At 71.9% G+C, this 24,145-nt stretch carries 24 protein-coding genes; 11 read left to right on the top strand and 13 right to left on the bottom strand.

What is annotated here, in order from left to right; genetic code table 11:
• Positions 1 to 4 precede the first annotated feature (4 nt).
• The 3 genes from ABIC52_RS13325 to iolC are packed head-to-tail and all read right to left on the bottom strand — an operon-like array spanning position 5 to position 3,520.
• On the bottom strand, positions 5 to 1,528 hold the full coding sequence (locus ABIC52_RS13325) for a CoA-acylating methylmalonate-semialdehyde dehydrogenase (RefSeq protein ID WP_354027557.1): 1,524 nt from the start codon (positions 1,526 to 1,528) through the stop codon (positions 5 to 7).
• Complete coding sequence (locus ABIC52_RS13320) at positions 1,525 to 2,514, bottom strand: class I fructose-bisphosphate aldolase (protein ID WP_354027556.1); 990 nt, start codon at positions 2,512 to 2,514, stop codon at positions 1,525 to 1,527. Before ABIC52_RS13320 ends, ABIC52_RS13325 begins: the two co-directional genes overlap by 4 nt.
• Complete coding sequence (iolC, locus tag ABIC52_RS13315; protein ID WP_354027555.1) at positions 2,507 to 3,520, bottom strand: 5-dehydro-2-deoxygluconokinase; 1,014 nt, start codon at positions 3,518 to 3,520, stop codon at positions 2,507 to 2,509. Before iolC ends, ABIC52_RS13320 begins: the two co-directional genes overlap by 8 nt.
• Positions 3,521 to 3,675: 155 nt before the next feature.
• Here iolC and ABIC52_RS13310 point away from each other — a divergent pair, with 155 nt between their 5' ends.
• Positions 3,676 to 4,938 carry a DNA recombination protein RmuC gene (locus ABIC52_RS13310; RefSeq protein WP_250367071.1) on the top strand — a complete coding sequence of 421 codons (1,263 nt, stop codon included), beginning with the start codon at positions 3,676 to 3,678 and terminating at the stop codon, positions 4,936 to 4,938.
• A 129-nt stretch (positions 4,939 to 5,067) separates the two neighbouring features.
• Here ABIC52_RS13310 and glpX read toward each other — a convergent pair whose 3' ends face one another.
• Positions 5,068 to 6,057 carry a class II fructose-bisphosphatase gene (gene glpX, locus ABIC52_RS13305; protein ID WP_126890835.1) on the bottom strand — a complete coding sequence of 330 codons (990 nt, stop codon included), beginning with the start codon at positions 6,055 to 6,057 and terminating at the stop codon, positions 5,068 to 5,070.
• Positions 6,058 to 6,213: 156 nt separating this feature from the next.
• Between glpX and fbaA the strand changes: the two genes are divergently transcribed.
• Together fbaA and ABIC52_RS13295 are read left to right on the top strand one after the other, a co-directional pair.
• Positions 6,214 to 7,242 (top strand): class II fructose-bisphosphate aldolase, encoded by a 1,029-nt coding sequence (fbaA, locus tag ABIC52_RS13300; RefSeq protein WP_250367070.1) that lies wholly within the window; start codon positions 6,214 to 6,216, stop codon positions 7,240 to 7,242.
• Between the two features lie 105 nt (positions 7,243 to 7,347).
• Entirely contained in the window at positions 7,348 to 8,607 is a 1,260-nt protein-coding gene (locus tag ABIC52_RS13295) for a M18 family aminopeptidase (protein ID WP_354027554.1), read from the top strand.
• 24 nt (positions 8,608 to 8,631) lie between these two features.
• On the opposite strand, the gene ABIC52_RS13290 is transcribed toward ABIC52_RS13295, so the two are convergent.
• Complete coding sequence (locus tag ABIC52_RS13290; RefSeq protein ID WP_354027553.1) at positions 8,632 to 9,378, bottom strand: DUF6264 family protein; 747 nt, start codon at positions 9,376 to 9,378, stop codon at positions 8,632 to 8,634.
• On the bottom strand, positions 9,375 to 10,439 hold the full coding sequence (locus ABIC52_RS13285) for a 4-hydroxy-3-methylbut-2-enyl diphosphate reductase (protein WP_435526079.1): 1,065 nt from the start codon (positions 10,437 to 10,439) through the stop codon (positions 9,375 to 9,377). Before ABIC52_RS13285 ends, ABIC52_RS13290 begins: the two co-directional genes overlap by 4 nt.
• Before the next feature lie 123 nt (positions 10,440 to 10,562).
• Here ABIC52_RS13285 and xseA point away from each other — a divergent pair, with 123 nt between their 5' ends.
• The 5 genes from xseA (at position 10,563) to ABIC52_RS13260 (ending at position 14,934) form a co-directional block, all read left to right on the top strand.
• On the top strand, positions 10,563 to 11,804 hold the full coding sequence (xseA, locus tag ABIC52_RS13280; RefSeq protein WP_209677626.1) for an exodeoxyribonuclease VII large subunit: 1,242 nt from the start codon (positions 10,563 to 10,565) through the stop codon (positions 11,802 to 11,804).
• 63 nt (positions 11,805 to 11,867) lie between these two features.
• Complete coding sequence (locus ABIC52_RS13275; RefSeq protein ID WP_126890830.1) at positions 11,868 to 12,128, top strand: exodeoxyribonuclease VII small subunit; 261 nt, start codon at positions 11,868 to 11,870, stop codon at positions 12,126 to 12,128.
• Positions 12,125 to 12,760: a DUF4245 domain-containing protein gene (locus ABIC52_RS13270; protein WP_209677624.1), complete on the top strand. Its 636-nt coding sequence runs from the start codon at positions 12,125 to 12,127 to the stop codon at positions 12,758 to 12,760. The genes ABIC52_RS13275 and ABIC52_RS13270 overlap by 4 nt, the downstream gene beginning before the upstream one ends.
• Before the next feature lie 35 nt (positions 12,761 to 12,795).
• Positions 12,796 to 13,410: a carbonic anhydrase gene (locus tag ABIC52_RS13265; protein WP_126890828.1), complete on the top strand. Its 615-nt coding sequence runs from the start codon at positions 12,796 to 12,798 to the stop codon at positions 13,408 to 13,410.
• 93 nt (positions 13,411 to 13,503) lie between these two features.
• On the top strand, positions 13,504 to 14,934 hold the full coding sequence (locus ABIC52_RS13260; RefSeq protein ID WP_209677622.1) for a class II fumarate hydratase: 1,431 nt from the start codon (positions 13,504 to 13,506) through the stop codon (positions 14,932 to 14,934).
• A gap of 156 nt (positions 14,935 to 15,090) precedes the next feature.
• Here ABIC52_RS13260 and phoH2 read toward each other — a convergent pair whose 3' ends face one another.
• The 3 genes from phoH2 to ABIC52_RS13245 form a co-directional block, all read right to left on the bottom strand.
• A complete protein-coding gene (gene phoH2 / locus ABIC52_RS13255) occupies positions 15,091 to 16,446 on the bottom strand; it encodes an RNA 5'-3' helicase PhoH2 (protein WP_354027552.1) in 1,356 nt (451 codons plus the stop codon).
• 314 nt (positions 16,447 to 16,760) lie between these two features.
• A complete protein-coding gene (locus tag ABIC52_RS13250) occupies positions 16,761 to 17,870 on the bottom strand; it encodes an aminotransferase class V-fold PLP-dependent enzyme (RefSeq protein WP_354027551.1) in 1,110 nt (369 codons plus the stop codon).
• A gap of 142 nt (positions 17,871 to 18,012) precedes the next feature.
• The gene (locus tag ABIC52_RS13245) at positions 18,013 to 18,798 is read right to left on the bottom strand and encodes an isoprenyl transferase (protein ID WP_238638099.1); all 786 of its coding nucleotides are present in this window, start codon (positions 18,796 to 18,798) and stop codon (positions 18,013 to 18,015) included.
• A gap of 86 nt (positions 18,799 to 18,884) precedes the next feature.
• On the opposite strand from ABIC52_RS13245, the gene trhA reads away from it, so the two are divergent.
• Positions 18,885 to 19,583, top strand: a complete 699-nt coding sequence (trhA, locus tag ABIC52_RS13240; protein ID WP_126890825.1) for a PAQR family membrane homeostasis protein TrhA — start codon at positions 18,885 to 18,887, stop codon at positions 19,581 to 19,583.
• Positions 19,584 to 19,746: 163 nt separating this feature from the next.
• Here the strand turns inward: trhA and ABIC52_RS13235 are convergent, their stop codons facing one another.
• The gene (locus tag ABIC52_RS13235) at positions 19,747 to 20,040 is read right to left on the bottom strand and encodes a hypothetical protein (RefSeq protein WP_354027550.1); all 294 of its coding nucleotides are present in this window, start codon (positions 20,038 to 20,040) and stop codon (positions 19,747 to 19,749) included.
• Positions 20,037 to 20,927 carry a mycothiol conjugate amidase Mca gene (mca, locus tag ABIC52_RS13230; protein ID WP_209823159.1) on the bottom strand — a complete coding sequence of 297 codons (891 nt, stop codon included), beginning with the start codon at positions 20,925 to 20,927 and terminating at the stop codon, positions 20,037 to 20,039. Before mca ends, ABIC52_RS13235 begins: the two co-directional genes overlap by 4 nt.
• Between mca and ABIC52_RS13225 the strand changes: the two genes are divergently transcribed.
• On the top strand, positions 20,835 to 21,494 hold the full coding sequence (locus ABIC52_RS13225) for a DUF4307 domain-containing protein (protein WP_354027549.1): 660 nt from the start codon (positions 20,835 to 20,837) through the stop codon (positions 21,492 to 21,494). The two genes, mca and ABIC52_RS13225, sit on opposite strands and share 93 nt — an antisense overlap.
• A gap of 67 nt (positions 21,495 to 21,561) precedes the next feature.
• A complete protein-coding gene (gene greA / locus ABIC52_RS13220; protein ID WP_126890821.1) occupies positions 21,562 to 22,050 on the top strand; it encodes a transcription elongation factor GreA in 489 nt (162 codons plus the stop codon).
• 211 nt (positions 22,051 to 22,261) lie between these two features.
• Here greA and ABIC52_RS13215 read toward each other — a convergent pair whose 3' ends face one another.
• Together ABIC52_RS13215 and ilvA are read right to left on the bottom strand one after the other, a co-directional pair.
• Entirely contained in the window at positions 22,262 to 22,753 is a 492-nt protein-coding gene (locus ABIC52_RS13215) for a hypothetical protein (protein ID WP_354027548.1), read from the bottom strand.
• A gap of 111 nt (positions 22,754 to 22,864) precedes the next feature.
• Positions 22,865 to 24,124 (bottom strand): threonine ammonia-lyase, encoded by a 1,260-nt coding sequence (gene ilvA, locus ABIC52_RS13210; protein WP_126890819.1) that lies wholly within the window; start codon positions 24,122 to 24,124, stop codon positions 22,865 to 22,867.
• Positions 24,125 to 24,145: the final 21 nt, after the last annotated feature.

The following is a 24,145-nucleotide window of genomic DNA, read 5'->3' as shown; positions in this document are numbered from 1 at the left end:
CGGATCAGCCGTTCGACGGGAAGCCGAGGTCGACACCGCCGTGCGTGGCCGGGTCGAGCCAGCGCGAGGTGATCGCCTTCTGGCGGGTGAAGAAGCTCACGCCGTCGGCGCCGTACGCCTTGTGGTCGCCGAACAGCGAGTTCTTCCACCCGCCGAACGAGTAGTGGGCCACCGGCACCGGGATCGGGACGTTGATGCCGATCATGCCGACCTGTACGTCGCGCTGGAACCGTCGGGCGGCACCACCGTCGTTCGTGAAGATCGCCGTGCCGTTGCCGAAGGCTCCGGAGTTGATCAGCTCGAGGCCCTCGTCGTAGGACTGCACCCGGACGACCGACAGCACGGGCCCGAAGATCTCCTCGGTGTAGACGCGGCTCGAGGTCGGCACCTGGTCGATCAGCGTCGGGCCGAGCCAGAAGCCGTTCTCGTCGCCGTCGGGTCGGACGGTGCGGCCGTCCACCACGACCACCGCACCGTCCTGCTCGGCGACCTCGATGTACGAGGCGACCTTGTCGCGGTGCTGCTGGGTGACGAGCGGGCCCATGTCGCACCCGCGGCGTCCGTCACCGATGCGCAGCGTCGCGGCGCGCTCCGTGATCTTCGCGACGAGCTCGTCGGCGACCGGCTCGACCGCGACGACGACGGAGATCGCCATGCAGCGTTCGCCGGCCGAACCGAAGCCCGCGTTGATCGCGTTGTCCGCGACGAGGTCGAGGTCGGCGTCGGGCAGCACCAGCATGTGGTTCTTCGCCCCGCCGAGCGCCTGGACGCGCTTGCCGTGCTTCGTGCCCGTCTCGTAGACGTACTGCGCGATCGGTGTCGAGCCGACGAACGAGATCGACTCGACGTCCGGGCTGGTCAGGAGGCCGTCGACGGACTCCTTGTCGCCGTTGAGCACCGTGAGGACGCCGTCGGGCAGCCCGGCCTCCTGGAACTTCCGCGCGAGCCAGATCGCGGCGGACGGGTCCTTCTCGCTGGGCTTGAGCACGACGGTGTTGCCGGCGGCGATCGCGATCGGCAGGAACCACAGCGGCACCATCGCCGGGAAGTTGAAGGGCGAGATGATGCCGACGACGCCGAGCGGCTGGCGGATCGAGTAGACGTCGATGCCGGTCGAGACCTGGTCGGAGAACTCGCCCTTCATCAGCGACGGGATGTTCGTCGCGAGCTCCACGACCTCCTGCCCGCGGGCGATCTCGCCCAGGGCGTCGTCGATGACCTTGCCGTGCTCGCTCGTGATGATCTCGGCGAGCTCGGCCTTGTCGCGGTTCAGGACCTCGCGGAACGCGAAGAGGATCTGCTGCCGCTTCGCGAGCGACAGGTTCGCCCACGCCGGGAACGCCGCCTTGGCGCTCGCGATCGCCCGCTGGATCTCGGCCTCGTCGGCCAGGGCGACCTGCTTCGTGGCGACGCCCAGCGCCGGGTCGTAGACCGGAGCCGTCCGGCCGGAGGTCGACGTCACGTGCTCGCCGTCGATCCAGTGCCCCACCGTCGTGGTCTCGGTGCTGGTCTCGGTGCTGGTGGTCATGCGTGGCTTCCTTCCGGGACGGACGTGTCCAGGGTGGTGGACGAGGCAGGCGAGTCGGCGTGACCGCGAGCCGGTGTGGAGAACTCGTTCCGTGCCTCCCGGCTGTGGACGAGTGAGGACGCGACGTCGACCGCGGTGGCGACGTCACCGTCCTGCGGGTAGAGCAGGGTCCGGCCGACGACGAGTCCGCGGACGCCCGGCAGGGCGAGCGCGTCGGCCCACGTGGCGTAGGTCTCGTCGGGGCTGCCCGACGGGTCGCCGCCGAGCAGCAGCGTCGGCAGGGTGGTCGCGGCCATGACGCGGGCCATGTCGTCGACGACCGGGATCTTCAACCAGCTGTAGGCGCTCGACTCCCCCAGCCCGGCTGCGATCGCCATCGAGGTGATCACGGCGTCGGCGCTCAGGTCGTTGACGACGCGACCGTCGCGCCACGAGGACATGAACGGCTCGAGCATGATCGGCAGCTGCAGCGCGGCGGCTTCGCTGACCGCCCGTGCCGTCGCCTCGAGCGTCGGGGCGGTGCCGGCGTCGTCGAGCGCGACGCGGACGAGCAGCTTCGCGAAGTCGAGCCCGGCGTCCTTGATGGCCCGTGCCGAGTACGCGGTGTAGCGGTCGTCGAGCTCGAACGAGGCGCCGCGCAGGCCGCCGCGGTTCATCGAGCCGACGACGACCTTGCCGTCCAGCGCCCCCAGGAGGGCCAGGTCCTCGAGGACGTCCGGCGTGCCGAGGACCCCGTCGACGCCCGGTCGGCCGAGTGCCACGACGAGTCGTTCGAGCAGGTCGTAGCGGTCGGCCATCGCCGAGGCGTCGTCGCGGACGGCGAGCGCACCACGGGCGGGGTGGTCGGCTGCGACGATGAAGAGCTTGCCGTCGTCGGCGAGCAGCGGACGACGGGTGCGGGTCCGCAGGACCTCCGCGACCCGTTCCGGGGACCCGGCGCGCAGGTCGCGCAGCCGGGCGAAGTCGGCGGGGCTGATCTCAGGCATCGATGCCCTCCTTCGTGGTCGCCTGCGCCGGGTTCGTGCGCAGGAACTCCTCGATCTCGTCGCTCGTCGGCATCGCGGTCGAGCACTCGAAGCGGGTGGCGACGATGGCGCCGGCCGCGTTCGCGAACGCGAGGGTGCGGTCGAGGCTCCATCCCTGCAGCAGGCCGTGCACGAGTGCGCCGCCGAAGCCGTCGCCGGAACCGAGCCCGTTGACGACGTCGATGGTGTGCGGCCGGTACTCGACGGTCTCGTCGCGGGTCTTCGCGAGCACGCCCTTCGGTCCCTGCTTCACGATCGCGACCTCGACCCCGCGTTCGAGCAGCGCGTCGGCGGCGCGCACGGGGTCGGTCTCCCCCACGGCGACCTCGCACTCCTCGCGGTTGCCGACGGCGACGGTGGCGTGCTCGAGGGCGACGCCGACCTCACGGGTCGCGGCGGCCGGGGTCGACCAGAACACCGCCCGGTAGTCGAGGTCGAGCACGGTGTGGAGCCCGGTGGTGCCCTGCGCCTGCAGTGCCGCGCTCCGTGCCGCGTAGGCCGCGTGGTGCGCGCTGCGGCTCGGCTCCTCGCTGAGTCCCGTCACGGTCGTCCAGAACACCCGGGTCCGTTCGATGGCGTGGAGCGGCAGGGACTTCGTCGTGATCATCAGGTCCGGGGCCTTGGGCGCCCGGTAGAAGTACAGCGGGAAGTCGTCCGGCGGGAAGATCTCGCAGAAGGCGACGGGGGTGTTCAGGCCCTCGACGGTGGCGACGAAGTCGTTCGCGACGCCGAACTCCGGCAGTGTGCGGGCGATGTACCGACCGAAGGGGTCGTCGCCGGTGCGGGTGACGACCGCCGCGTCGGCGCCGTGCCGGGCGGCGGCGATGGCGACGTTGGTCGCGCTGCCCCCGACGGACTTCGAGAAGGTCGTGACGTCCTCGAGCGGTCCTGTCTGCTGCGGGTAGACGTCGACGCTGACGCGTCCCATCGTGATCACGTCGTGGACGTGGGGGGCTTCGTTGGTCATGCGACGCGAGGACCTTCCGTGCGGCTTCATCGGCGGACGATCACGACTGTACACGGACTTTGCCCTAATGTCAGTACATGGATGTGCCCGTTCCTCCGACAGGCGTGCACCCGCTCTGGAGGCGCGGTGTCGGTGGGCACTGCCACGGTTGCGTCATGCAGATCCTCGCCCTGGTCATCGGCCTCGTCCTCGGTGTCGCCGTCGGTGCCGTCGTCGCGTGGTCGCTCGCCCGCTCACGCGCCGGCGTCGACGCCGCCGCGGCCCACGCGACGGCCGACGCGCTGCGTGCGCAGCTCGACTCGGTGCGCGCCGACGCCGAGGAACGCCTCGACGCGCAGGACGCCCAGTACCGCCGCCAGGTCGACTCCCTCGAGCGACGGGCCGCCGAGCTCGAGCACCTCGTGCAGCGCATGCACGGCGCGGACGCGGCTCGGAACCAGGGCGAGTCGAAGGTGCTGTCGGCGCTCAGCCCCGTCGCGCAGACGCTGGACCAGATGCGGGCGAAGATCGCCGAGCTCGAGCAGTCGCGGTCCGAGCAGTACGGCGCCCTGTCCGCCCAGCTGCGGTCGGCCGCCGAGTCCGAGGAGCGGCTCCGTGCCACCGCGGACACGCTCGCGAGCGCCCTGTCGTCGAACAGCACCCGCGGCGTCTGGGGCGAGACGCAGCTGCGGAACGTGGTCGAGGCCGCCGGGCTCCTCGAACGGGTCGACTTCGACGTGCAGTCCGAGGTCACGACCGCCGCGGGCACCGCCCGACCGGACATGGTCGTGCACCTGCCCGGGGGCAAGACGATCGCCGTCGACGCGAAGGTCCCCTTCAGCGCGTACCTGCAGGCAGCGGAGATCCCGGCGAGCGCGACCGGGGCCGAGGGCGCTCGACGCGACCAGCTCGTGGCGCAGCACGTCAAGGCACTGCGGGCGCACGTGGACGCCCTGGCCGCCCGGGAGTACTGGACGGGCTACGACGCGTCGCCCGAGCTGACGATCGCGTTCATCCCGTCCGAGTCGCTGATCTCGAGCGCGCTGGCCGCCGACCCCGGGCTGCTCGACCACGCCTTCCGCAAGCGGATCGCGCTGGCGTCACCGGTCACGCTGTGGTCGGTGCTCAAGACGGTGGCGTTCTCGTGGCAGCAGGACGTCGTGACCGCCGAGGCCCGGGAGCTCTTCCGGGTGTCGCGCGAGCTGTACGGACGGCTCGCGACCCTGGGCGGACACGTCGACAAGCTCGGCCGCGCGATCCGGGGGTCCGTCGTCGACTACAACCGCTTCGTGGGGTCGCTCGAGCGTCAGGTGCTGCCGAGTGCCCGGCGCCTGTCGCTGCTCGACGAGTCCAAGGTGCTCGCCGACCCGGCGACGATCGACGACGAACCGCGGTTGCTCACCGCGCCCGAGCTCGTCGGCGCCCTCGACGAGGACTGAGCGCGGCGGCGGGCACGAGGCGCCCCCGCACAACGAGAAGCACCCCGAACCACGTGATCCCGTGGTGCGGGGTGCTTCTCGTTGTGCGAGCGGTCAGGCGTCCCGGAGGAGGTCAGCGCACCGGGCGGATCAGAACCACTTCTCGGCGCGGTGGTCGGCCTGGATGCGGCGGATCGTGTTCGAGCGCGAGCGCAGGACGAGCGAGTCCGTGTGGATGACGCCGCGCGAACGACGGACACCGTCCACGAGCACACCGTCGGTGACACCCGTCGCGACGAAGAACGTGTTGTCGCCCGTCACCAGGTCGTCCTGGTCGAGGACCTTGTCCAGGTCGTGCCCGGCGTCGAGGGCTTTCTGGCGCTCCTCGTCGTCCTTCGGCTGGAGCTTGCCGAGGATCACACCACCGAGCGCCTTGATCGCGCACGCGGTGATGATGCCCTCCGGGGTACCGCCGACACCGACGCACATGTCGATCTTCGAGCCGGGCAGCGCGGCCGAGATGCCGCCGGCGACGTCGCCGTCGAGCAGCAGCCGGGTGCCGGCACCCGTGGCGCGGATCGCGCGGATGAGCTCGTCGTGGCGCGGGCGGTCGAGGACGGCGATCTGCATGTCCTCGATGTCCTTGTGCTTCGCCTTCGCGAGCGCGCGGATGTTCTCACCGATCGGCTTCTCGAGGTCGAGGATCCCGCGACCCTCGGGACCCGCGGCGATCTTGTCCATGTAGAACACGGCCGACGGGTCGTACATCGACCCGCGGTCCGACACGGCCATCACGGAGATGGCGTTCTGCCGGCCGGCGGCGGTGAGCGAGGTGCCGTCGATCGGGTCGACCGCGATGTCGCAGGCCGGGCCGTGGCCGTTGCCGACGTGCTCGCCGTTGAACAGCATCGGGGCGTCGTCCTTCTCGCCCTCGCCGATGACGACCACGCCGTCGAAGTTCACCGTGCCGAGGAACTTCCGCATCGCGTCGACGGCCGCACCGTCCGCGAGGTTCTTCTCGCCCCGGCCGACCCACGGCTGCGCACGGATCGCGGCGGCCTCCGTCGCACGCACGAGCTCGAGCGCCAGGTTGCGGTCGGGCTGGAGGAACAGGGAGCCGGTCTCAGTCGTGGGAGTCACGACCAGAGCCTACCGACCGGCGACCAGCCGGGGCCGCAGCAGCGGACGTCGTGAACGCATGTGCACGACGCCCGGAAGGTACCCGCGTAACGACCACCGCGCCTCCAGTGCCGCTGACTAGGCTCGGCGGGGAACCACCAGTCGAAGGAGATCGCAGTGCCCATCGCAACGCCGGAACAGTACGCCGAGATGCTCGAACGAGCGAAGGCCGGCAAGTTCGCCTACCCCGCGGTGAACGTGTCCTCCTCCCAGACGATCAACGCGGTCCTCCAGGGCCTGCAGGAGGCCGGCTCGGACGGCATCCTCCAGGTCACCACCGGTGGTGCCGACTACTTCGCCGGGCACACGGTGAAGAACCGCGCCGCCGGTGCCCTCGCGATGGCGCGCTTCGCCCACGAGGTCGCGAAGAACTACGACGTCACCGTCGCGCTGCACACCGACCACTGCCCGAAGGACGCCCTCGACGGCTTCGTCATGCCCCTCATCGCCGCGAGCGAGGAGGAGGTCCGTCAGGGCCGCAACCCGATCTTCCAGTCGCACATGTGGGACGGCTCGGCCGTGCCGCTCGACGAGAACATCGAGATCGCCCGGACGATGATCGAGAAGACGCGCAACATCAACGCGATCCTCGAGGTCGAGATCGGCGTCGTCGGCGGCGAGGAGGACGGCGTCCAGCACGAGGGCACCAACGATGCGCTGTACACGACCCCGAACGACGTCGAGAAGGTCGTCGACGCGCTCGGGCTGGGCGATCGGGGCCGCTGGATCGCCGCCCTCACGTTCGGCAACGTGCACGGCGTCTACAAGCCGGGCAACGTGAAGCTGCGCCCGGAGCTCCTCGGCGAGATCCAGGCCTCGGTCGCGCAGAAGCACGGCACCGGCGAGAACCCGCTCGACCTCGTGTTCCACGGCGGCTCCGGCTCGACCGACGAGGAGATCCACGAGGCGGTCCGCAACGGCGTCATCAAGATGAACATCGACACGGACACGCAGTACGCGTTCACGCGCTCGATCGCCGACTCGATGTTCCGCAACTACGAGGGCGTGCTGAAGATCGACGGCGAGGTCGGCAACAAGAAGCAGTACGACCCGCGCGCGTGGGGCAAGGTCGCCGAGACCGCCATGGCGGCCCGCGTCGTCGAGGCCGCGAAGGTCCTCGGCTCGGCCGGCAACAGCAAGGGCTGATCCGACCGCAATCCGGGGGTCACCGGCCGGCAGGAACGGGGCGCGTCCGACGGACGCGCCCGTTCCGCGTCCGGTCGCCCCCACCGCCCGTGACACGATGGACCGGTGACCACCGACGCCATCGCCTCCTCGTTCGCCCAGTACGTCACCGAGTCCCCCACCGCGTTCCACGCGGCCGCGGTCGCGCGGGACCAGCTCGTCGCAGCGGGGTTCACCGAGCTGTCGGAGCTCGACGCCTGGCCGACCGAGGCGGGCGCCTACGTCGTCGTCCGTGACGGCGCGGTCATCGCCTGGCGTCTGCCGGAGTCGGCGACGCCCACCACCCCCTTCCGGATCCTCGGTGCACACACCGACTCCCCCGGCTTCCGCATCAAGCCGAACCCGGCCGTGCGCGTGGGCGGGTGGGAGCAGCTCAACGTCGAGGTCTACGGCGGCGCGCTCCTGTCGACCTGGTTCGACCGCGACCTCCGCATCGCCGGCCGTGTGGTCGACGCCGACGGATCGGTCCGCCTCGTCTCGACCGACGCGGTGGCCCGGATCCCGAACCTCGCGATCCACCTCGACCGCGGGGTGAACGACGGCAAGGAGATCGACCGACAGCGCCACACCCTGCCGGTCGTCGGCACGGACGGCACCACCGGCGGCACCGACGTGCTCGCGTGGCTGCGCGGACGGCTCGGGGACGACGCGGTGTCGTGGGACCTCTTCCTCGCGGACACGCAGGCCCCGGCACGGATCGGCATCGACCGGGAGTTCCTGGCGTCCGGCCGGATGGACAACCTGACGAGCGTGCACGCCGGGCTCCGCGGGATCGTCGACGCACCGACCGACGGCGACCACGTCCCGGTGTTCGGGGCGTTCGACCACGAGGAGATCGGCTCGTCGACCCCGTCGGGTGCCGGCGGACCGTTCCTCGAGGACGTCCTCGGCCGCGTGCAGGAGGGACTCGGGGCCACCCGGTCCGAGGCTGCTCGGGCGTTCCGAGCCTCGTGGCTGCTGTCGAGCGACGCCGGGCACCTCGTGCACCCGAACCAGCCCGAGAAGCACGACCCGACCAACCGCCCGCGTCCGGGAGGCGGGCCGCTCCTGAAGATCAGCGCGAACCAGCGCTACATGACCGAGGCGAAGGGCGAGGCGGTCTGGGCTGCCGCGTGCGACGCCGCCGGGGTGTCCTGGCAGCCGTTCGTCAACGTGAACACGATCCCCGGCGGCTCGACCATCGGCCCGATCGCGGCGACACGACTGGGCATCCCGACGATCGACATCGGCGTCGGCCTGCTGTCGATGCACTCGGTGCGCGAGCTCGTGCACGTCGACGACCTCGCAGCACTGCACGGAGCGGTCGCCGCCTTCCTGGCCGGCTGACGGACCCGGTCGGGCGTCTGCGGGTCAGGCGCCCGACTGCTGCATCAGCACCTGCACGAAGCCCGGGTCCTGGAACATCACCACGGCGAACGCGACCAGGCTGATCAGCGACGCCACGGCCCCGCCGAGCAGCGGGACCCAGAACGTCCACCGTCGGGCAGCCAGTCGACGCACGGACCACCACGCGACGAGGGCGAACACGACGACGTTCGCGATGGCTCCGACGACCGCGGCGGTCGACAGTGCCGCGGGGTCGGAGAGCTGCAGGCCCTGCTGTTCGAACGCCCTGCGAACGGCGGAGGCGACGTCACGCACGGCGAGCGCCTGCACGACCGAGAGCAGACCGAACGCGAGCAGGGCGACGCTCACCACGAAGTCGAACTGCGACGCGCCGAAGCGGCTCGACAGCGCCGTCGGCCGTTCCCGCCCGGCCGCCGGGCCCCGGGACGGAGCGGCTCCACGGTTGCTGCGGGCGCCCGTCCGACGGTCCTGCCCGGCTGTACCCCGGCCGGCCGGCGTCCCCGCGGCTGCGCGGTCGCGCTCCTCGGCCTCGCGGCGTTGCCGTTCGAGCCGTTCCTGCTCGACCAGGACCGGGTTGACCCAGCCGTCCGGTGCGTACTCGCCGTACTCGGGTGCCGGCGTGCCGTGGACCCGGCCGTCCCGCCGACCGGCTGCCGGTGCGGCGGACGTGGGGCGGGCCTCCCGGCCGAGCGCGGTCTCGTCGACGTGGCCCGGCTCGCGGGCCGGTGCCGACGACCAGTCGCCGCTCACGAGCGACGCCCGCCGAGGGCGCGGGTGGGGTTGCCCGAGGCGTCCGTGCGGAGCTCCTTGGGGAGCGAGAACATGAGGTCCTCGTGGGCGGTCACGACCTCCTCCACGGTGCCGTAGCCGGCGTCCGCGAGCTGCTCGAGCACCTCGGTGACGAGTTCCTCGGGGACCGAGGCGCCGCTGGTGACGCCCACCGTGCGGACACCGTCGAGCCAGTCCTGACGGATCTCCTCGGCGTAGTCGACGCGGTGTGCGGCGGCTGCACCGTACTCGAGGGCGACGTCGACGAGCCGCACGCTGTTCGACGAGTTCGCCGAGCCGACCACGATGACGAGGTCCGCCGCGGGGGCGACCTTCTTCACCGCGACCTGGCGGTTCTGCGTGGCGTAGCAGATGTCGTCCGACGGGGGGTTCTCGATCGACGGGAACCGCTCGCGCAGCAACCGCACGGTCTCCATCGTCTCGTCGACGCTCAGCGTGGTCTGCGACAGCCAGACGAGGTTGTCGGGGTCGGGGACCTCGAGCGCGGCGACGTCCGCGGGGCCGTTCACCAGGATCGTGCGCTCGGCGGCGTGCCCCATGGTGCCCTCGACCTCCTCGTGCCCGGCGTGGCCGATGAGGACGATCGTGCGGTCAGCCTTCGCGAAACGGGTGGCCTCGCGGTGGACCTTGGTCACGAGGGGGCAGGTCGCGTCGATCGCGTGCAGGTCACGCTCCGCGGCACCGGCCACGACGGCGGGTGAGACGCCGTGCGCGCTGAAGACGACGTGCGCGCCGCGCGGGACCTCGGCGACGTCGTCGACGAACACCGCGCCGCGCTGCTCGAGCGTGGAGACGACGTGGACGTTGTGGACGATCTGCTTCCGCACGTAGACCGGCTCGCCGTACTGCTCGAGCGCCTTCTCGACGGCGACCACGGCGCGGTCGACACCCGCGCAGTACCCGCGGGGGGCGGCGAGCAGGACCTTCTTCGTGCCGGCGACCGGCTCGTCCCGCAGTCGGCCGCGCGCTGCGTGCACCCGGGGCGGGGCGAGCGGGACCGTGCGGCCGTTGGTGATCGTCACGCCCCCGATGATAGGTGCCGGGCACGCGCGGGGCCTGGGTGCGGCGCTGTCGCCGGCGCGCGCCGGGGCAGGCGTGCAGCAGCGCGTGTCGGCGCTGTCGTCGGCATGCGGCACGATGGGGGCATGGCGATCGAACAGGGCCCGCCGACGGCCGACAACCCGTGGCCCGTCGCCCTGCTCGGAGCGAAGCTCCGCGACTGGATCGACCGGCTCGGTACCGCCTGGGTCGAGGGCGAGATCACGCAGTGGAACGTCGCCGGCGGCAACGTCTACGGCAAGCTCAAGGACGTCGAGGTCGACGCGACCGTGTCGTTCTCGATCTGGTCGAGCGTGCGCTCCCGGGTGCCGGCGGACCTGCGGCAGGGCGCCCGGGTCGTCGCGGCCGTCAAGCCGAACTACTGGGTCAAGGGCGGCTCGCTCACCATGCAGGTGGTCGAGATGAAGCACGTCGGGCTCGGTGACCTGCTCGAACGGCTCGAGCGACTCCGACGCACCCTGGCCGACGAGGGGCTGTTCGACCCGTCCCGCAAGAAGCGCCTACCGTTCCTGCCGCACCGCATCGGGCTCATCACGGGCAAGGACTCCGACGCCGAGAAGGACGTCAAGCGGAACGCGCAGCTGCGATGGCCGCAGGTCGAGTTCCGCACGGTGCACACGGCGGTCCAGGGCGAGCGCGCCGTCGGCGAGGTGACCGCGGCGATCGTCGAGCTCGACGCCGATCCGACGGTCGACGTCATCATCGTCGCCCGGGGCGGCGGCGACTTCCAGAACCTGCTCGGCTTCAGCGACGAGGGGCTCGTCCGGACCGCGGCCGCCGCCACCACCCCGATCGTGTCCGCGATCGGGCACGAGGCCGACCGGCCCATCCTCGACGAGGTCGCCGACCTGCGCGCCTCGACCCCGACCGACGCCGCGAAGCGCGTGGTGCCCGACGTCGCCGAGGAGCTCGCGAACGTACGGCAGGCACGGGCCCGGCTCGGACTTCGCCTCTCGCACACCCTGTCGGTCGAGGCCGACCGGATCGCGGCACTCCGGTCCCGTCCGGCCCTGGCGTCGACGGCATGGCTCGTGGACACCCGGGCAGAGGAGGTCGCGCGCGACCTGTCCCGTGCTCGCGAGCTGCTGGACCGACGACTCGAACGCTCGCACAGCGACGTCGGGCACCTGACCGGACGCCTGCGGGCGCTCTCGCCGCGCGACACCCTGCGCCGCGGGTACGCGATCGTGCAGCGGACGGACGGCGGCGTCGTGCGCGGCACCGAGGACCTCGACGGCGCGACCCCGGTGCACGTCACGCTCGGTGCCGGCACCGCGACGGGCACGCTCGAGCCGGAGGGTCCCGGGCCGGACGGTTCGGGGGCGTAGCCCGTTCTCCACACCCTCGGCCGCGGGTGCGCCACGTCGGAGGGCGCTCGGTAGGATCGGGGTGTGTCATCCCAGCAGGAACCCGTGCCGTCCGACGTGCAGTCGCTGAGCTACGAGGCAGCGCGCGACGAACTCGTGCGCGTCGTCGGTGAGCTGGAGCAGGGGTCCGCGACGCTCGAGCGTTCGCTCGCACTCTGGGAACGTGGCGAAGCCCTCGCGGCCCGCTGCGAGGAGTGGCTCGTCGGTGCACGGGCCCGGCTGGACGCCGCCCGTGCCGCATCGACCGGTGCGGACACCGCCGACCACGACGGGGCAGCACGGTGACCGACCGCGACGGACGTCCCGTCGTCGCCGAGCTCGGCCGCCCGGAGACCCCGGAGGAGACCTGGGCCCGGAAGGACGCCGCGCGCCGCACCCGACGCGAGCACCAGACCGCGTTCAACCTCGTCCTCGCGCTCATCGCCTCGCTCGGCATCGTCCTCTTCCTGGTCGCCGTCGTGGTCCGGCCCGACCAGACCGTCGACCGCTCGGTCGACTACCAGCAGGTCGCCGCCGGCGCGGACGTGCCCGGCGTGACGCTCGCGGCACCGGACCTGCCCGACGGCTTCACCTCGAACCGCGCCGACTTCCAGGACAAGACCTCGGACGGCGTCCGGGTCTGGACCGTCGGACTCGTCACCCCGGACCGCCAGTACATCGGTCTGCAGCAGGGCCTCGACGCGAACGCGTCCTGGGTGGCGAACCAGCTCGACCAGAAGCCGTCCACCGGCGACCGCACCATCGACGGCACGAAGTGGACCGTGTACGACCGCCGCGACGAGGGCAAGGACGCCGGCAACCACGCGTACTCGCTCGTCCACACCTTCGGCGACAGCACGATCGTCCTGTCCGGCACCGCCGACGACTCGTCGTTCACGACCGTCGCGAAGGCCGTGACCGAGCAGTTCGCGAACTGACCCCACCCGACCGAACCCGAAGCACGAGGAAGACCATGCCCGACCGCGCCGCATCCACCCCGTCCGACGCCCTCCGCCTGCTCGTCGAGGGCAACGCCCGCTTCGCCGCCGACAAGCGCCGCACCGGTCGGATCGACCCGGACCGTCGCGGCGAGCTCACCGGCTCGCAGGCCCCGTTCGCGACCGTGCTCGGGTGCTCCGACTCCCGCGTGCCGTTCGAGCACGTGTTCGACGCCGGGATCGGTGACCTGTTCGCGATCCGCAACGCCGGTCAGATCGTCGACGACGTCGTGCTCGGCTCGATCGAGTTCGCGGTCGTCGCCCTCGGCACCCCGCTCGTCGTCGTCCTCCGACACACCGCGTGCGGGGCCGTCGCCGCAGCGCGCTCGGGTGAGCCCGTTCCCGCCCCGCACCTGCAGTCGCTCGTCGACGCGATCGCGCCGAGCGTCGAGCGGGTCCGCGCGACCGATGCCGAGCTCCCGCAGGAGGCCGTCGGTGCCGCGCACCTCGAGGCCACGCTCCGCCAGGTGATCGAGCGCTCCGGCGTCGTCTCCGACGCGATCGCCGAGGGCCGGCTCGCCGTCGTCGGCGCGACCTACGACCTGGGGACCGGCGAGGTCTCCGTCGACACCGTCGTCGGCGAGGCCTGACCGGCACCGACGACGACCGTCCCGACACCGACGGGGCACCACGACCGCACCGACGCGACCGCGCCGGTGCACCACAGGAAGGACCACGACGACGTGACCGACACCACCGCGACCACAGCCACGAACGGCAGCCCCGAGGGCGAGTACCGCATCGAGCGCGACACGATGGGCGAGGTCCGGGTCCCGGCATCGGCCCTGTACCGTGCCCAGACCCAGCGCGCCGTGGAGAACTTCCCGATCTCGGGCAGCGGTCTCGAGCCGGCGCAGATCGTCGCCCTCGCCCGGATCAAGCGAGCCGCGGCGGTCGTCAACGGTTCCCTCGGCATCGTCGACCCGGCCGTCGCCGACGCGATCGCGCAGGCCGCCGACACGATCATCGGCGGCGACCACCACGACCAGTTCCCGGTGGACGTCTACCAGACCGGCAGCGGCACCTCGTCGAACATGAACATGAACGAGGTCCTGGCGACCCTGGCGACCCGCATCGCCGGCACGGACGTCCACCCGAACGACCACGTGAACGCGTCGCAGTCGTCGAACGACGTCTTCCCGACCTCCGTGCACGTCGCCGTGACCGAGGCCCTCATCCGCACGCTCGTCCCCGCGCTCGAGCACCTGGCGGAGTCCCTCGAGGCCAAGGCCACGCTCTGGGCCGACGCGGTGAAGTCCGGGCGCACCCACCTGATGGACGCCACCCCGGTCACCCTCGGCCAGGAGTTCGGCGGCTACGCCCGGCAGGTCCGCCTCGGCATCGAGCGCGTGCAGGCCACGCTCCCCCGCGTCGCCGAGGTCCCGCTCGGCGGCACCGCGGTCGGCACCGGCATCAACACGCCGAAGGGCTTCCCGCAGCAGGTCATCGCCCGGCTGGCCTCGGACACCGGACTGCCGATCACCGAGGCGCTCGACCACTTCGAGGCCCAGGGCGCCCGTGACGCACTGGTCGAGGCGTCGGGTGCCCTCAAGGTCATCGCGGTCAGCCTGACGAAGATCAACAACGACCTGCGCTGGATGGGCTCCGGTCCGAACACGGGTCTCGGCGAACTGCACATCCCCGACCTGCAGCCCGGCTCGTCGATCATGCCCGGCAAGGTCAACCCGGTCATCCCCGAGGCGACCCTGATGGTCGCGGCCCGGGTCATCGGCAACGACGCGACCGTCGCGTGGGCAGGCGCCTCGGGTTCCTTCGAGCTCAACGTCGCGATCCCGGTGATGGGCACGGCGCTGCTCGAGTCGATCCGCCTGCTCGCGAACAGCTCGCGGGTGCTGGCCGACAAGACCGTCGACGGGCTGCAGGCGAACCTCGAGCGTGCGCGCGCCTTCGCCGAGTCGTCGCCGTCGATCGTCACGCCGCTCAACCGCGTCATCGGGTACGAGGCCGCCGCCAAGGTCGCCAAGTACGCCGTCGCCGAGGGCATCACGGTGCGCGAGGCCGTCGTCGCCCTGGGCCACGTCGAACGCGGCGAGGTCACCGAGGAGCAGCTGGACAGCGCGCTCGACGTGCTGTCGATGACGCACCCGAACTGACGGGCGCCACCCGCTGACGGGAGGCGCGGTGCCGGCTGGCACCGCGCCTCCCGTCCGTCGTGCTGGTTGCCCGAGACTCGCGCCCAGCGACACTTCTCGGGCCGCCGAGCGCGAGAAGTGTCGCTCAGAACGAGACTCGGCGCGGCGCCACCTCCGCTACCCGAGGTCGGGCGAGTCGAGCAGCTCGGTCACGAGCGCCGCGATCGCCGACCGCTCCGAGCGGGTCAGCGTCACGTGTGCGAACAGCGGGTGCCCCTTCAGCCGCTCGATCACCGTGGCGACCCCGTCGTGCCGGCCGACCCGCAGGTTGTCCCGCTGTGCGACGTCGTGCGTCAGGACGACCCGCGAGTTCTGCCCGATGCGCGACAGCATCGTGAGCAGGACGTTCCGCTCGAGGGACTGCGCCTCGTCCACGATCACGAACGCGTCGTGCAGGGAGCGTCCGCGGATGTGCGTCAGCGGCAGGACCTCGAGGATCCCGCGCTCGACCACCTCGTCGAGGACGTTGTCGGACACCAGTGCGCCGAGTGTGTCGAAGACCGCCTGCGCCCACGGGTTCATCTTCTCGGAGGCGTCACCGGGCAGGTACCCGAGCTCCTGCCCGCCCACGGCGTAGAGCGGCCGGAACACCATGATCTTCTTGTGCTGCTGCCGTTCGAGCACGGCCTCGAGCCCGGCGCACAGCGCGAGCGCGGACTTGCCCGTGCCGGCGCTGCCGCCCAGGGACACGATGCCGATCTCCGGGTCGAGCAGGGCGTCGATCGCGAGCCGCTGCTCCGCGGAGCGGCCGCGCAGCCCGAACACCTCGCGGTCGCCACGGACGAGCGACACCGCGCCGGCCTCGTGCACGCGTCCGAGGGCCGACCCGCGCTCCGAGTGGATGACGACACCGGTGTTGACGGGCACCCCGTCGAGCGTCGAGGTCCGGATCTCCTCGCGCTCGTACAGGTCGCTCATCTGCTCGCCGGAGACCTGCAGGTCGGTGATGCCCGTGTAGCCGGAGTCGACGGCGAGCTCGGCGCGGTACTCCTCGGCCGCCATGCCGATGGAAGAGGCCTTGACCCGCAGCGGCAGGTCCTTCGACACGACGACGACATCGAGCCCGTCGTTCGCCAGGTTCGACGCGACGGCCAGGATCCGCGAGTCGTTGTCTCCGAGCTGCAGCCCCGACGGCAGCACGGACTGGTTGGAGTGGTTCAGCTCGACGCGGAACGAGCCGCCGCCGTCGAGTGCGACGGGGAAGTCGAGACGCTCGTGCTCGATGCGCAGTTCGTCGAGCAGCCGCAGTGCCTGCCGCGCGAAGTACCCGATCTCCGGGTCGTTGCGCTTGGACTCCAGCTCGCTGACGACGACCACGGGCAGCACCACGGCGTGCTCGGCGAAGCGGAACAGGGCCCGCGGATCACTGAGGAGCACCGAGGTGTCGAGCACGTACGTGCGTTGGGCGACCGGTGTGGACGAGTCCGCGGTGGTCCGCTGGGCGGCTTCGCGAGAGACGTTACGAGAGGTCACGACCACTCCATCCCCGGGCCGCACTCGGCCCGGTCACTGTCCTCGACGCGGCCGGAGAGCGGTCCCGAAGCACCGTTGCCTGGCCGCTTCGACCGGGCACTGTGCCCGGTGGGGCCAAGCTACGACCGGCCCCTGACAGGCGTGCCGCGACACGCGGTTCCGCAGGTTACGGTCGCGTGAACGCGGGCCGCGCACGGCCTCCGACGATGGGTCCGAGTCTCGCGCTCACCGACACTTCTCGGGCCTCCGGCCACGAGATTCGTCGCTCAGCCCGAGTCTCGCCGCGCTGCGCGCAGCGCGCCGCGCGCAGCGCGCTACTGCATCGTGGCGTAGGACAGGCAGGCGTCGCGGAACATGTCGAGCGTCGCGTCCGTGGTGGAGGCGAAGACCGACACCCGTGCGACACCGAGCCGCGTCGTCGCGGTGACCCCGTGGTTGTGCAGCGCGGCGGACAGGGCGGTGAGCCGACCCTGCGGCGGTCGCAGCACGACGATGCCTGCGCGCTCCCGCGGGTCCCGGCTCGACTCGACCGACAGACCGAACTCGTCGGCGATGTCGAGCACCCGCTCCACGCGATCGGCCACACGTTCCTGCACGGCCCCGACCCCGACGGACACGAGCCGCTCGAGCGACACGGCCATCCGTGCCTGGGCGACCGGGTCGACGCGCGTCATCTGGTAGCCCGCGGCACCCGGCTTCACCGACGGCACCTCGGTCGGCCAGCCGGTCGTGCCGTGCGGTCCGGACAGCGCCGGACGCAGGCGGTTCAGGGCCCGGTCGCTGAACGCGACGAAGCCCGTGCCCCACCCGGCGTGCAGCCACTTCTGCCCACCGGCGGCGACGACGTCGGCGACCTCGTACGGGGCGTCGACGACCCCGAAGCCCTGGATGGCGTCGACGATCAGCAGGCGGTCGCCGATGACCTCCCGGATCGCGGCGAGGTCGGCGAGGTACCCGGTCTGCCAGTCGACGAGGGACACGGCGACCGCGGTGACGTCGTCGGTCAGGCGCTCCTGGACGAGCGACGGGGTCATCCAGCCGGCGCCGGACTCGATCACGACGGGCTGCACACGGCCGCCGGTGGCCGAGGCCGCGCTCGCCAGTGCGAGCGGCAGCGACGGGTACTCGTCGGCAGCGACGAGGACCCCGCCGGTCAGGCCGAACGCGGTGTGCAGCAGCCCCGGGGTCGTGGCGGTCTGCGAGACGACCTGGTCCTCGCGGCGACCGACGAGCCGGGCGGCGACGGTGCGCACCCGGGCGTCCTGCTCGTCGAGGGTCTCCATGGCGCCGAAGCGCATGCGCTCCTGGATCGTGCCGAGCACGCGCTGCTCCTCGAGCACGGCGGTCTGCACCGGCCCGAAGGCGGCGTGGTCGAGGTAGCCGGACTCCTCGTCGAAGCCCGCCGCGTACTCGGCGATGTTCACAGGCGCAACCTTCCGTGGGACGAAAACCCTGTGAGCCTACTGGGACCGGCCGGGCCCGAGCGAACCTGGGCCGCGGGACGCACTCGCAGCGGCACCCCGAGTGGCCCGCGATCAGCAGCCGAGGTGACCGTCCGGACGGCGATCAGCCGCCGAAGCGGCGGGAGCGCAACCCGAAGTCGCGGACGGCACGCAGGAAGTCGACCTCGCGCAGGTCCGGGTAGAAGGCCTCGACGAAGTAGAACTCGCTGTGCGCGCTCTGCCACAGCATGAAGTCCGAGAGTCGCTGCTCCCCCGAGGTGCGGATCACCAGGTCCGGGTCCGGCTGGCCCTGCGTGTAGAGGTGGTCGCCGATGAGCTCGGGCGTCAGCACCTCGGCCAGGGTGTCGAGGGTGCCGCCGCCCTCGCCGTGCGCGCGCACGATGCTCCGCATGGCGTCGGCGATCTCCCGTCGGCCGCCGTAGCCCACCGCGAGGTTGACGTGCAGGCCGGAGTGGGCCGCGCTCAGGGCCTCGGCGTCGGCGAGCGCCCCGAGGAGCCCCGCGGGCAGTCCCTCGTCGGAGCCGACGTGCTGCACACGCCAGTCACGGTGCCCGGCGAGCGTCCCGGCGAGGTCGCCGATGATCCCGACGAGCTGCTCGAGCTCCTCGCCGCCGCGTCCGGTCAGGTTGTCGGCGGACAGCAGGTAGAGCGTCACGACCTCGATGCCGAGGTCGTCGCACCAGTCGAGGAACTCGGGGATCTTCGCGGCACCTGCGCGGTGCCCGTGGGCGGCCGACTCGAGGCCGAGCTGCTTCGCCCAGCGACGGTTGCCGTCCACGATCATCGCGACGTGCTTCGGTATCGCCTGGCCGTCGATCTGTCGGCGGATACGGCGCTGGTAGGCACGGTAGAGGACGCCGCGCCCTGCCCATCCCACCCTGCCGGTCACGCCACGACTGTAGTGCACCGCGGCCTCGACCGTGCCGAGGTGTGCACTCCCTGCTGCCGTTCGGCCTGGGGCCCTACTGTCGCCCCATGCAGGACGAGACCGACACGCTCCCCCACGTCCCGTTCACCGAGGAAGCAGCCACCACCGAGGCACCCCGCCCTGCCTGGCGCGGGTGGATCCACCTCGGCACGTTCCCGTTCGCCATCGCGATGGGCATCGTGCTCATCACCCTGGCCGACAGCGGGGCGGCGAAGGCCGGCAGCGCCGTGTTCATGGCGACGTCGCTCCTGATGTTCGGCGTCTCCGCGACCTACCACCGCTTCCCGTGGGGTCCGACGGTGAAGAAGGTCCTCAAGCGGATCGACCACACGAACATCCTGCTGCTGATCGCCGGTACCTACACGCCCATCGCGATCTGCGCGTTGCCGCACACGCTCATGGTCGTCGTGCTCTGGGTGATGTGGACCGGCGCCGCGCTCGGCATCGCCTTCCGCGTGCTGTGGATCGGCGCACCGCGCTGGCTGTACGTGCCGATCTACCTGGTGCTCGGGTGCGCCGCGCTCGGCCTGCTCCCGCAGTTCTTCGCCGCGAGCGTCCCGATGACGATCCTCGTGCTCTCCGGTGGCCTGGCGTACATCCTCGGCGCCTTGGTGTACGGCTTCAAGCGGCCCGACCCCGCCCCGACCGTGTTCGGCTTCCACGAGGTCTTCCACGCCCTGACCGTCGTCGCCTTCGCTGCGCAGTGGGTCGGCGTGCTCATCGTGGCCCTCGACCCGGTGCGCTGACCGCGACCGCCGCCGGCGGCGGTCGGTGAGGGTGACCGCAGACGGACGGGAGGCCCGTGGCACGCTCGCCACGGGCCTCCCGTCCGTCTGCTGGTCGCGTCACGACCGGTGATGACGCTGCTGCCGACGTCGCTGCTGCTGACGTCGCCGCGGCAAGCCGCGGTCAGCCGCGTTCGGTGTCGTCGCCCACGTCCGTCCGGCCGTCCTCGCCGATGCGGCGCGACGGCTCGTCCGTCGTGACGCCCTCGCCGGCGTCGGACTCGAGCCGCTGCCGGATCTCCGCGCGGTACCGGGTCCGGCGGATGCGTCGGGTCATGTCGACCACGAGCAGGATCGTCACGACCGCGACGACCGCGATCGCGATGAAGCCGGCGACCCCGGGGGTGACGTCGACGTCGGGCACGACCGACGGGCTCGGGCTGGGGGCGGCGGCGATGGCCGTCAGGGTGGTGCTCACGCGGTGGTGTCCTCGTCGTCAGGGAGCCCCGCGAACAGGTCGGACTCCGGTAGGTCGGTGGGCACGCGTGCCTCGACCAGCTGGTAGTCCTCGGTGGGCCACACCGTCGCGAGGAGGTCGTTCGGCCAGGAGAAGAAGAAGCTGTCCGGCGGCACCTGGCTCGCGTGCGCGTGCAGCGCTGCGTCGCGGGCGTCGAAGTACGCGCTGACGTCGACGTGCGTCGTCGCGAGGTCGGGCCGGTCGGCGAACCGCTCGACCCACTCGCGGAGCTGCTCGACCGCCGGGTTGTCCGGGTCGCGCTCGCGCAGTGCCTCGTGGATCGTGCGGAAGCGGCGGGGGTTCATGGTGCGCTCGTAGTAGAGCTTGCTGACCGCCCACGGCTCCCCCGCTGCCGGGTACTTCGTCGGGTCGGCGGCGTCGCGCCACGCGGCCACCGAGACCTCGTGCGTGCGGATGTGGTCGGGGTGCGGGTACCCGCCGTTCTCGTCGTAGGTCACGAGCACGTGCGGGCGGAAGCGGCGGACCACGCGGACGAGCGCCTCGGTCGAGTACTCGAGCGGCACCGTCGAGAACGTGCCCGGACGGACCGTCTCGCCCTTCTCGGCGTCCGGCAGTCCGGAGTCGTGGTAGCCGAGCCACACGTGGTCGATCCCGAGCGCTGCCTGCGCCGCGGCCATCTCCGACCGGCGGTAGCCCGCCATGTCACGGTGCGCACGGCTCGTCGCGGGTTCGCCGAGCTGGTCGTTGAGGATGTCCCCGGCCTCGCCACCCGTGCACGAGACGACCATCACCTGGTGTCCCTCGGCGACGTACCGGGCGGAGGTCCCGGCGCCCTTGCTCGACTCGTCGTCGGGGTGGGCGTGGACGGCCAGCAGGCGGAACGGCACGAGGATCCTCACGGGTGCGGGTCGAGCGGGGCGCGCACGCGTCGACCGCGGGCGTGGGGGCAGCGCACAGCGGGGCGTGAACTACCCTGGGACCAGGATAATCACCCCAGGAGCCCCGAACTGTCCGAACCGCTGCACCCCACCGCCACCGCTGCGACCGCCGCGCCCGGCACGGCCGCGTCGCTGGACGATCGGTACGGGCGCACGCCGGAGCGTCGGCGCCGCGGCAGGCTGTTCGGGATCGTCGCAGCGATCGCCGTCGTGCTCGTGTTCGTCGCGTGGGTCGTCTGGGCCGGGCTCGACCAGGAGTCGCACGGGCTCGACAACACCGAGCTCGGCTACACCGTCGTCTCCGACCACAGCACGGTCGTGCACTCGCAGGTGTCGGCCGACCCGGGCACCGAGGTCCGCTGCGCCGTGCAGGTGCTCGACAAGTCGTACTTGATCGTCGGGTGGAAGGAGGTGTCGCTGCCGGCCTCCGAGCAGCGCACCCGCTCGATCTCGACCGAGGTGAACACCACGACCCGCGGCGTGACCGGCTTGATCCACGACTGCTGGGTTCCCTAGACTCGACTGATTCGCGGACGAGACCGGCCACACCGGCCGGTCTCGTCCTTTGTCGAAAGGGAGACCGATGAGCAACGACACGCAGACCACCTGGCTGACCCAGGAGGCGCACGACCGTCTCACGGCCGAGCTCGCGCAGCTGTCGGGCCCGGCCCGCAAGGAGATCGCGGACCGCATCGAGGCGGCGCGTGAAGAGGGCGACCTCAAGGAGAACGGCGGCTACCACGCCGCGAAGGACGAGCAGGGCAAGATCGAAGCCCGCATCCGCCAACTCACCGAGCTGCTCAAGCACGCCACTGTGGGCGAGGCGGACTTCGACGGCACCGTCGAGCCGGGTACCGTCGTGACCGCGGTCATCGCCGGTGACGAGTCGACGTTCCTCGTGGGCAACCGCGAGATCGTGGCCGAGGGCTCCGACCTGACCGTGTACAGCCCGGTCAGCCCGGTCGGTGCCGCGATCCTCGGGCTGCGCGCGGGCGACGAGACGACCTACACCGCGCCGAACGGCAAGGAGATCAGCGCCAAGGTGACGAAGATCGAGCGCTACCAGCCGTAGGCGGCCGGCGGCGGCGCCACGGCCCGCGGCCGGCGGCTGGCGGCCGGCGGCGCGACGTGCCCGTGCACGACCAGGAGCAGCTCGCACCACGGAACCACGTGGCGCGAGCTGCTCCTCGTTGTGCGACGGCCGGGCCGCGCGCACGGTGCCGGGTGCGCGTCGCCCGGCACGGCGACGCACGCACGCCGCCGGGCCGGGCGCTCGGCGCCGGTCAGTGCGCCACGACGTCGCGGTGCGCGAGCGACCGGACGCACGGGAAGCACACGAGGTCCCCGACGGCGACGTCACCCGGCAGCAGCACCTCGTGCCCGGCCGTCCCGGTCGTGTTCGTCGTGAGCGTCACCTCGGCCGCGGGAGCGACGCTGCGTCGGCCGATCAGCCGCGCCGCGGTCAGCACGGCGCAGTCGGGAACGACCGCGTCGAGCTCGACGAACGCCACGCCCCACGGTCGCCGGACCCGCGTGACGGTCGCGACGGTCACGCAGACGTCGGCGGGGTGCCAGTCGCGTGGGCGGTACCGCGGCGGTGCCTGCTCCGCGGTGTGCACGCAGGGCGTCCCGGCCACCGCGGCCAGGCGCTGCATCGACACCGCGCGGACCCGGACGTCGTCGAGCGTGGCCTCGGTGCCGGCTGGCCAGACCGTCGGGTCGAGCGGATCGGGCAGCGAGGCGCGGAGCGAGGGCAGGATCGACGTGAGGGTCATGACGGGAGCATCACGCGCCTCCCGGCCGTCCGCGGCGTCGCTCACGCGCCCCTGACGCCGGGACGGCCGTCCCGTGCGCAGCGCTGACACCGACGTGTGCAGCGCGGCTAGTCAGTGCTCGAGCAGCTCCGGACGGAAGCCGACCTCGTGGAGGCGCTTCATGACCTCCTGCGCGTGTTCCGGGCCGCGTGCCTCGATCGACAGGTCCAGGGCGACCTCGTTGATCACCAGGCCCTGCCCGTGCCGGGTGTGCAGCACCTCGACGACGTTGGCGCCGGCGTCCGAGATGACCTGTGCGACGCGGGCGAGCTGGCCGGGGCGGTCCGGCAGCATGATGCGGATGCCGATGTAACGCGACGCGGCGACGAGCCCGCGGGTGATGATGCGCTCCATCATGAGCGGGTCGATGTTGCCGCCGCTCAGCAGCACGACCGTCCGGCCGGTGTCGCGGACGGCGCCGGACATGATCGCTGCGACACCGACGGCGCCGGCTGCCTCGACCACGAGCTTCGCGCGCTCGAGCAGCACGAGCAGGGCGCGGGCGGTGTCGTCGTCCGACACGGTGACGATGTCGTCGACCAGGTCGCGGATGATCGGGAAGTTCAGGTCGCCGGGTCGGGCGACGGCGATGCCGTCCGAGATCGTCGGCTTCGTCGTGATCGTCACCGGCTGGCCGGCGGTGATCGAGGACGGGTAGGCGGCGGCGTTCTCCGCCTGCACGCCGATCACCCGGATCGGACGGCCCAGGCGCTCGGACATCCCCTTCACCGCGAGGGCGATGCCGGAGATGACCCCGCCTCCGCCGATCGGCACGACCACCGTGTCGACGTCGGGCACCTGGTCGATGATCTCGAGACCGAGCGTGCCCTGGCCGGCGATGACGTCCGGGTGGTCGAAGGGCGGGATGAACACCGCGCCGGTGTGGGCGGCGAAGTCCTTGGCGGCGCTCAGTGCTTCCTCCACGGAGTGGCCGCGCAGCACCACGTCGGCGCCGTAGTGCCGTGTCGCCTGGAGCTTCGGCAGCGCGACTCCGACCGGCGTGAAGATCGTGGCCGGGATGCCGAGCTCGCGGGCGGCCAAGGCCACGCCCTGCGCGTGGTTGCCGGCGCTCGCGGCGACGACACCGGCCGCACGCTGCTCGGGGCTGAGCGCGGCGAGCCGGTTGTAGGCGCCCCGCACCTTGTAGGCGCCGGTGCGCTGCAGGTTCTCACACTTCAGGTGCACCGGTGAGCCGAGCAGCTCCGCGAGGAACTGCGACGTCTCCATCGGCGTGACGCGCGCGACGCCCGCGATCGTCCGCTGCGCGGCCTCGATGTCCGCCAGCGAGGGGAACGCCGCGGTCTGCTGCTGGGGCACGGAGGTGTCGGTCACGGTCCCATCATCGTCCGTCAG

Source organism: Curtobacterium oceanosedimentum (assembly GCF_040545555.1).
Lineage (GTDB): Bacteria > Actinomycetota > Actinomycetes > Actinomycetales > Microbacteriaceae > Curtobacterium.
This window is presented reverse-complemented; position numbering and strand designations above follow the sequence as displayed.

What these genes read in the sequence shown, in the direction of transcription:
- ABIC52_RS13325 (WP_354027557.1), bottom strand. Translation starts at nt 1,528, where the DNA reads ATGACCACCAGCACCGAGACCAGCACCGAGACCACGACGGTGGGGCAC.
- ABIC52_RS13320 (WP_354027556.1), bottom strand. Translation starts at nt 2,514, where the DNA reads ATGCCTGAGATCAGCCCCGCCGACTTCGCCCGGCTGCGCGACCTGCGC.
- iolC (WP_354027555.1), bottom strand. Translation starts at nt 3,520, where the DNA reads ATGACCAACGAAGCCCCCCACGTCCACGACGTGATCACGATGGGACGC.
- ABIC52_RS13310 (WP_250367071.1), top strand. Translation starts at nt 3,676, where the DNA reads ATGCAGATCCTCGCCCTGGTCATCGGCCTCGTCCTCGGTGTCGCCGTC.
- xseA (WP_209677626.1), top strand. Translation starts at nt 10,563, where the DNA reads ATGGCGATCGAACAGGGCCCGCCGACGGCCGACAACCCGTGGCCCGTC.
- ABIC52_RS13265 (WP_126890828.1), top strand. Translation starts at nt 12,796, where the DNA reads ATGCCCGACCGCGCCGCATCCACCCCGTCCGACGCCCTCCGCCTGCTC.
- trhA (WP_126890825.1), top strand. Translation starts at nt 18,885, where the DNA reads ATGCAGGACGAGACCGACACGCTCCCCCACGTCCCGTTCACCGAGGAA.
- greA (WP_126890821.1), top strand. Translation starts at nt 21,562, where the DNA reads ATGAGCAACGACACGCAGACCACCTGGCTGACCCAGGAGGCGCACGAC.
- ABIC52_RS13215 (WP_354027548.1), bottom strand. Translation starts at nt 22,753, where the DNA reads ATGACCCTCACGTCGATCCTGCCCTCGCTCCGCGCCTCGCTGCCCGAT.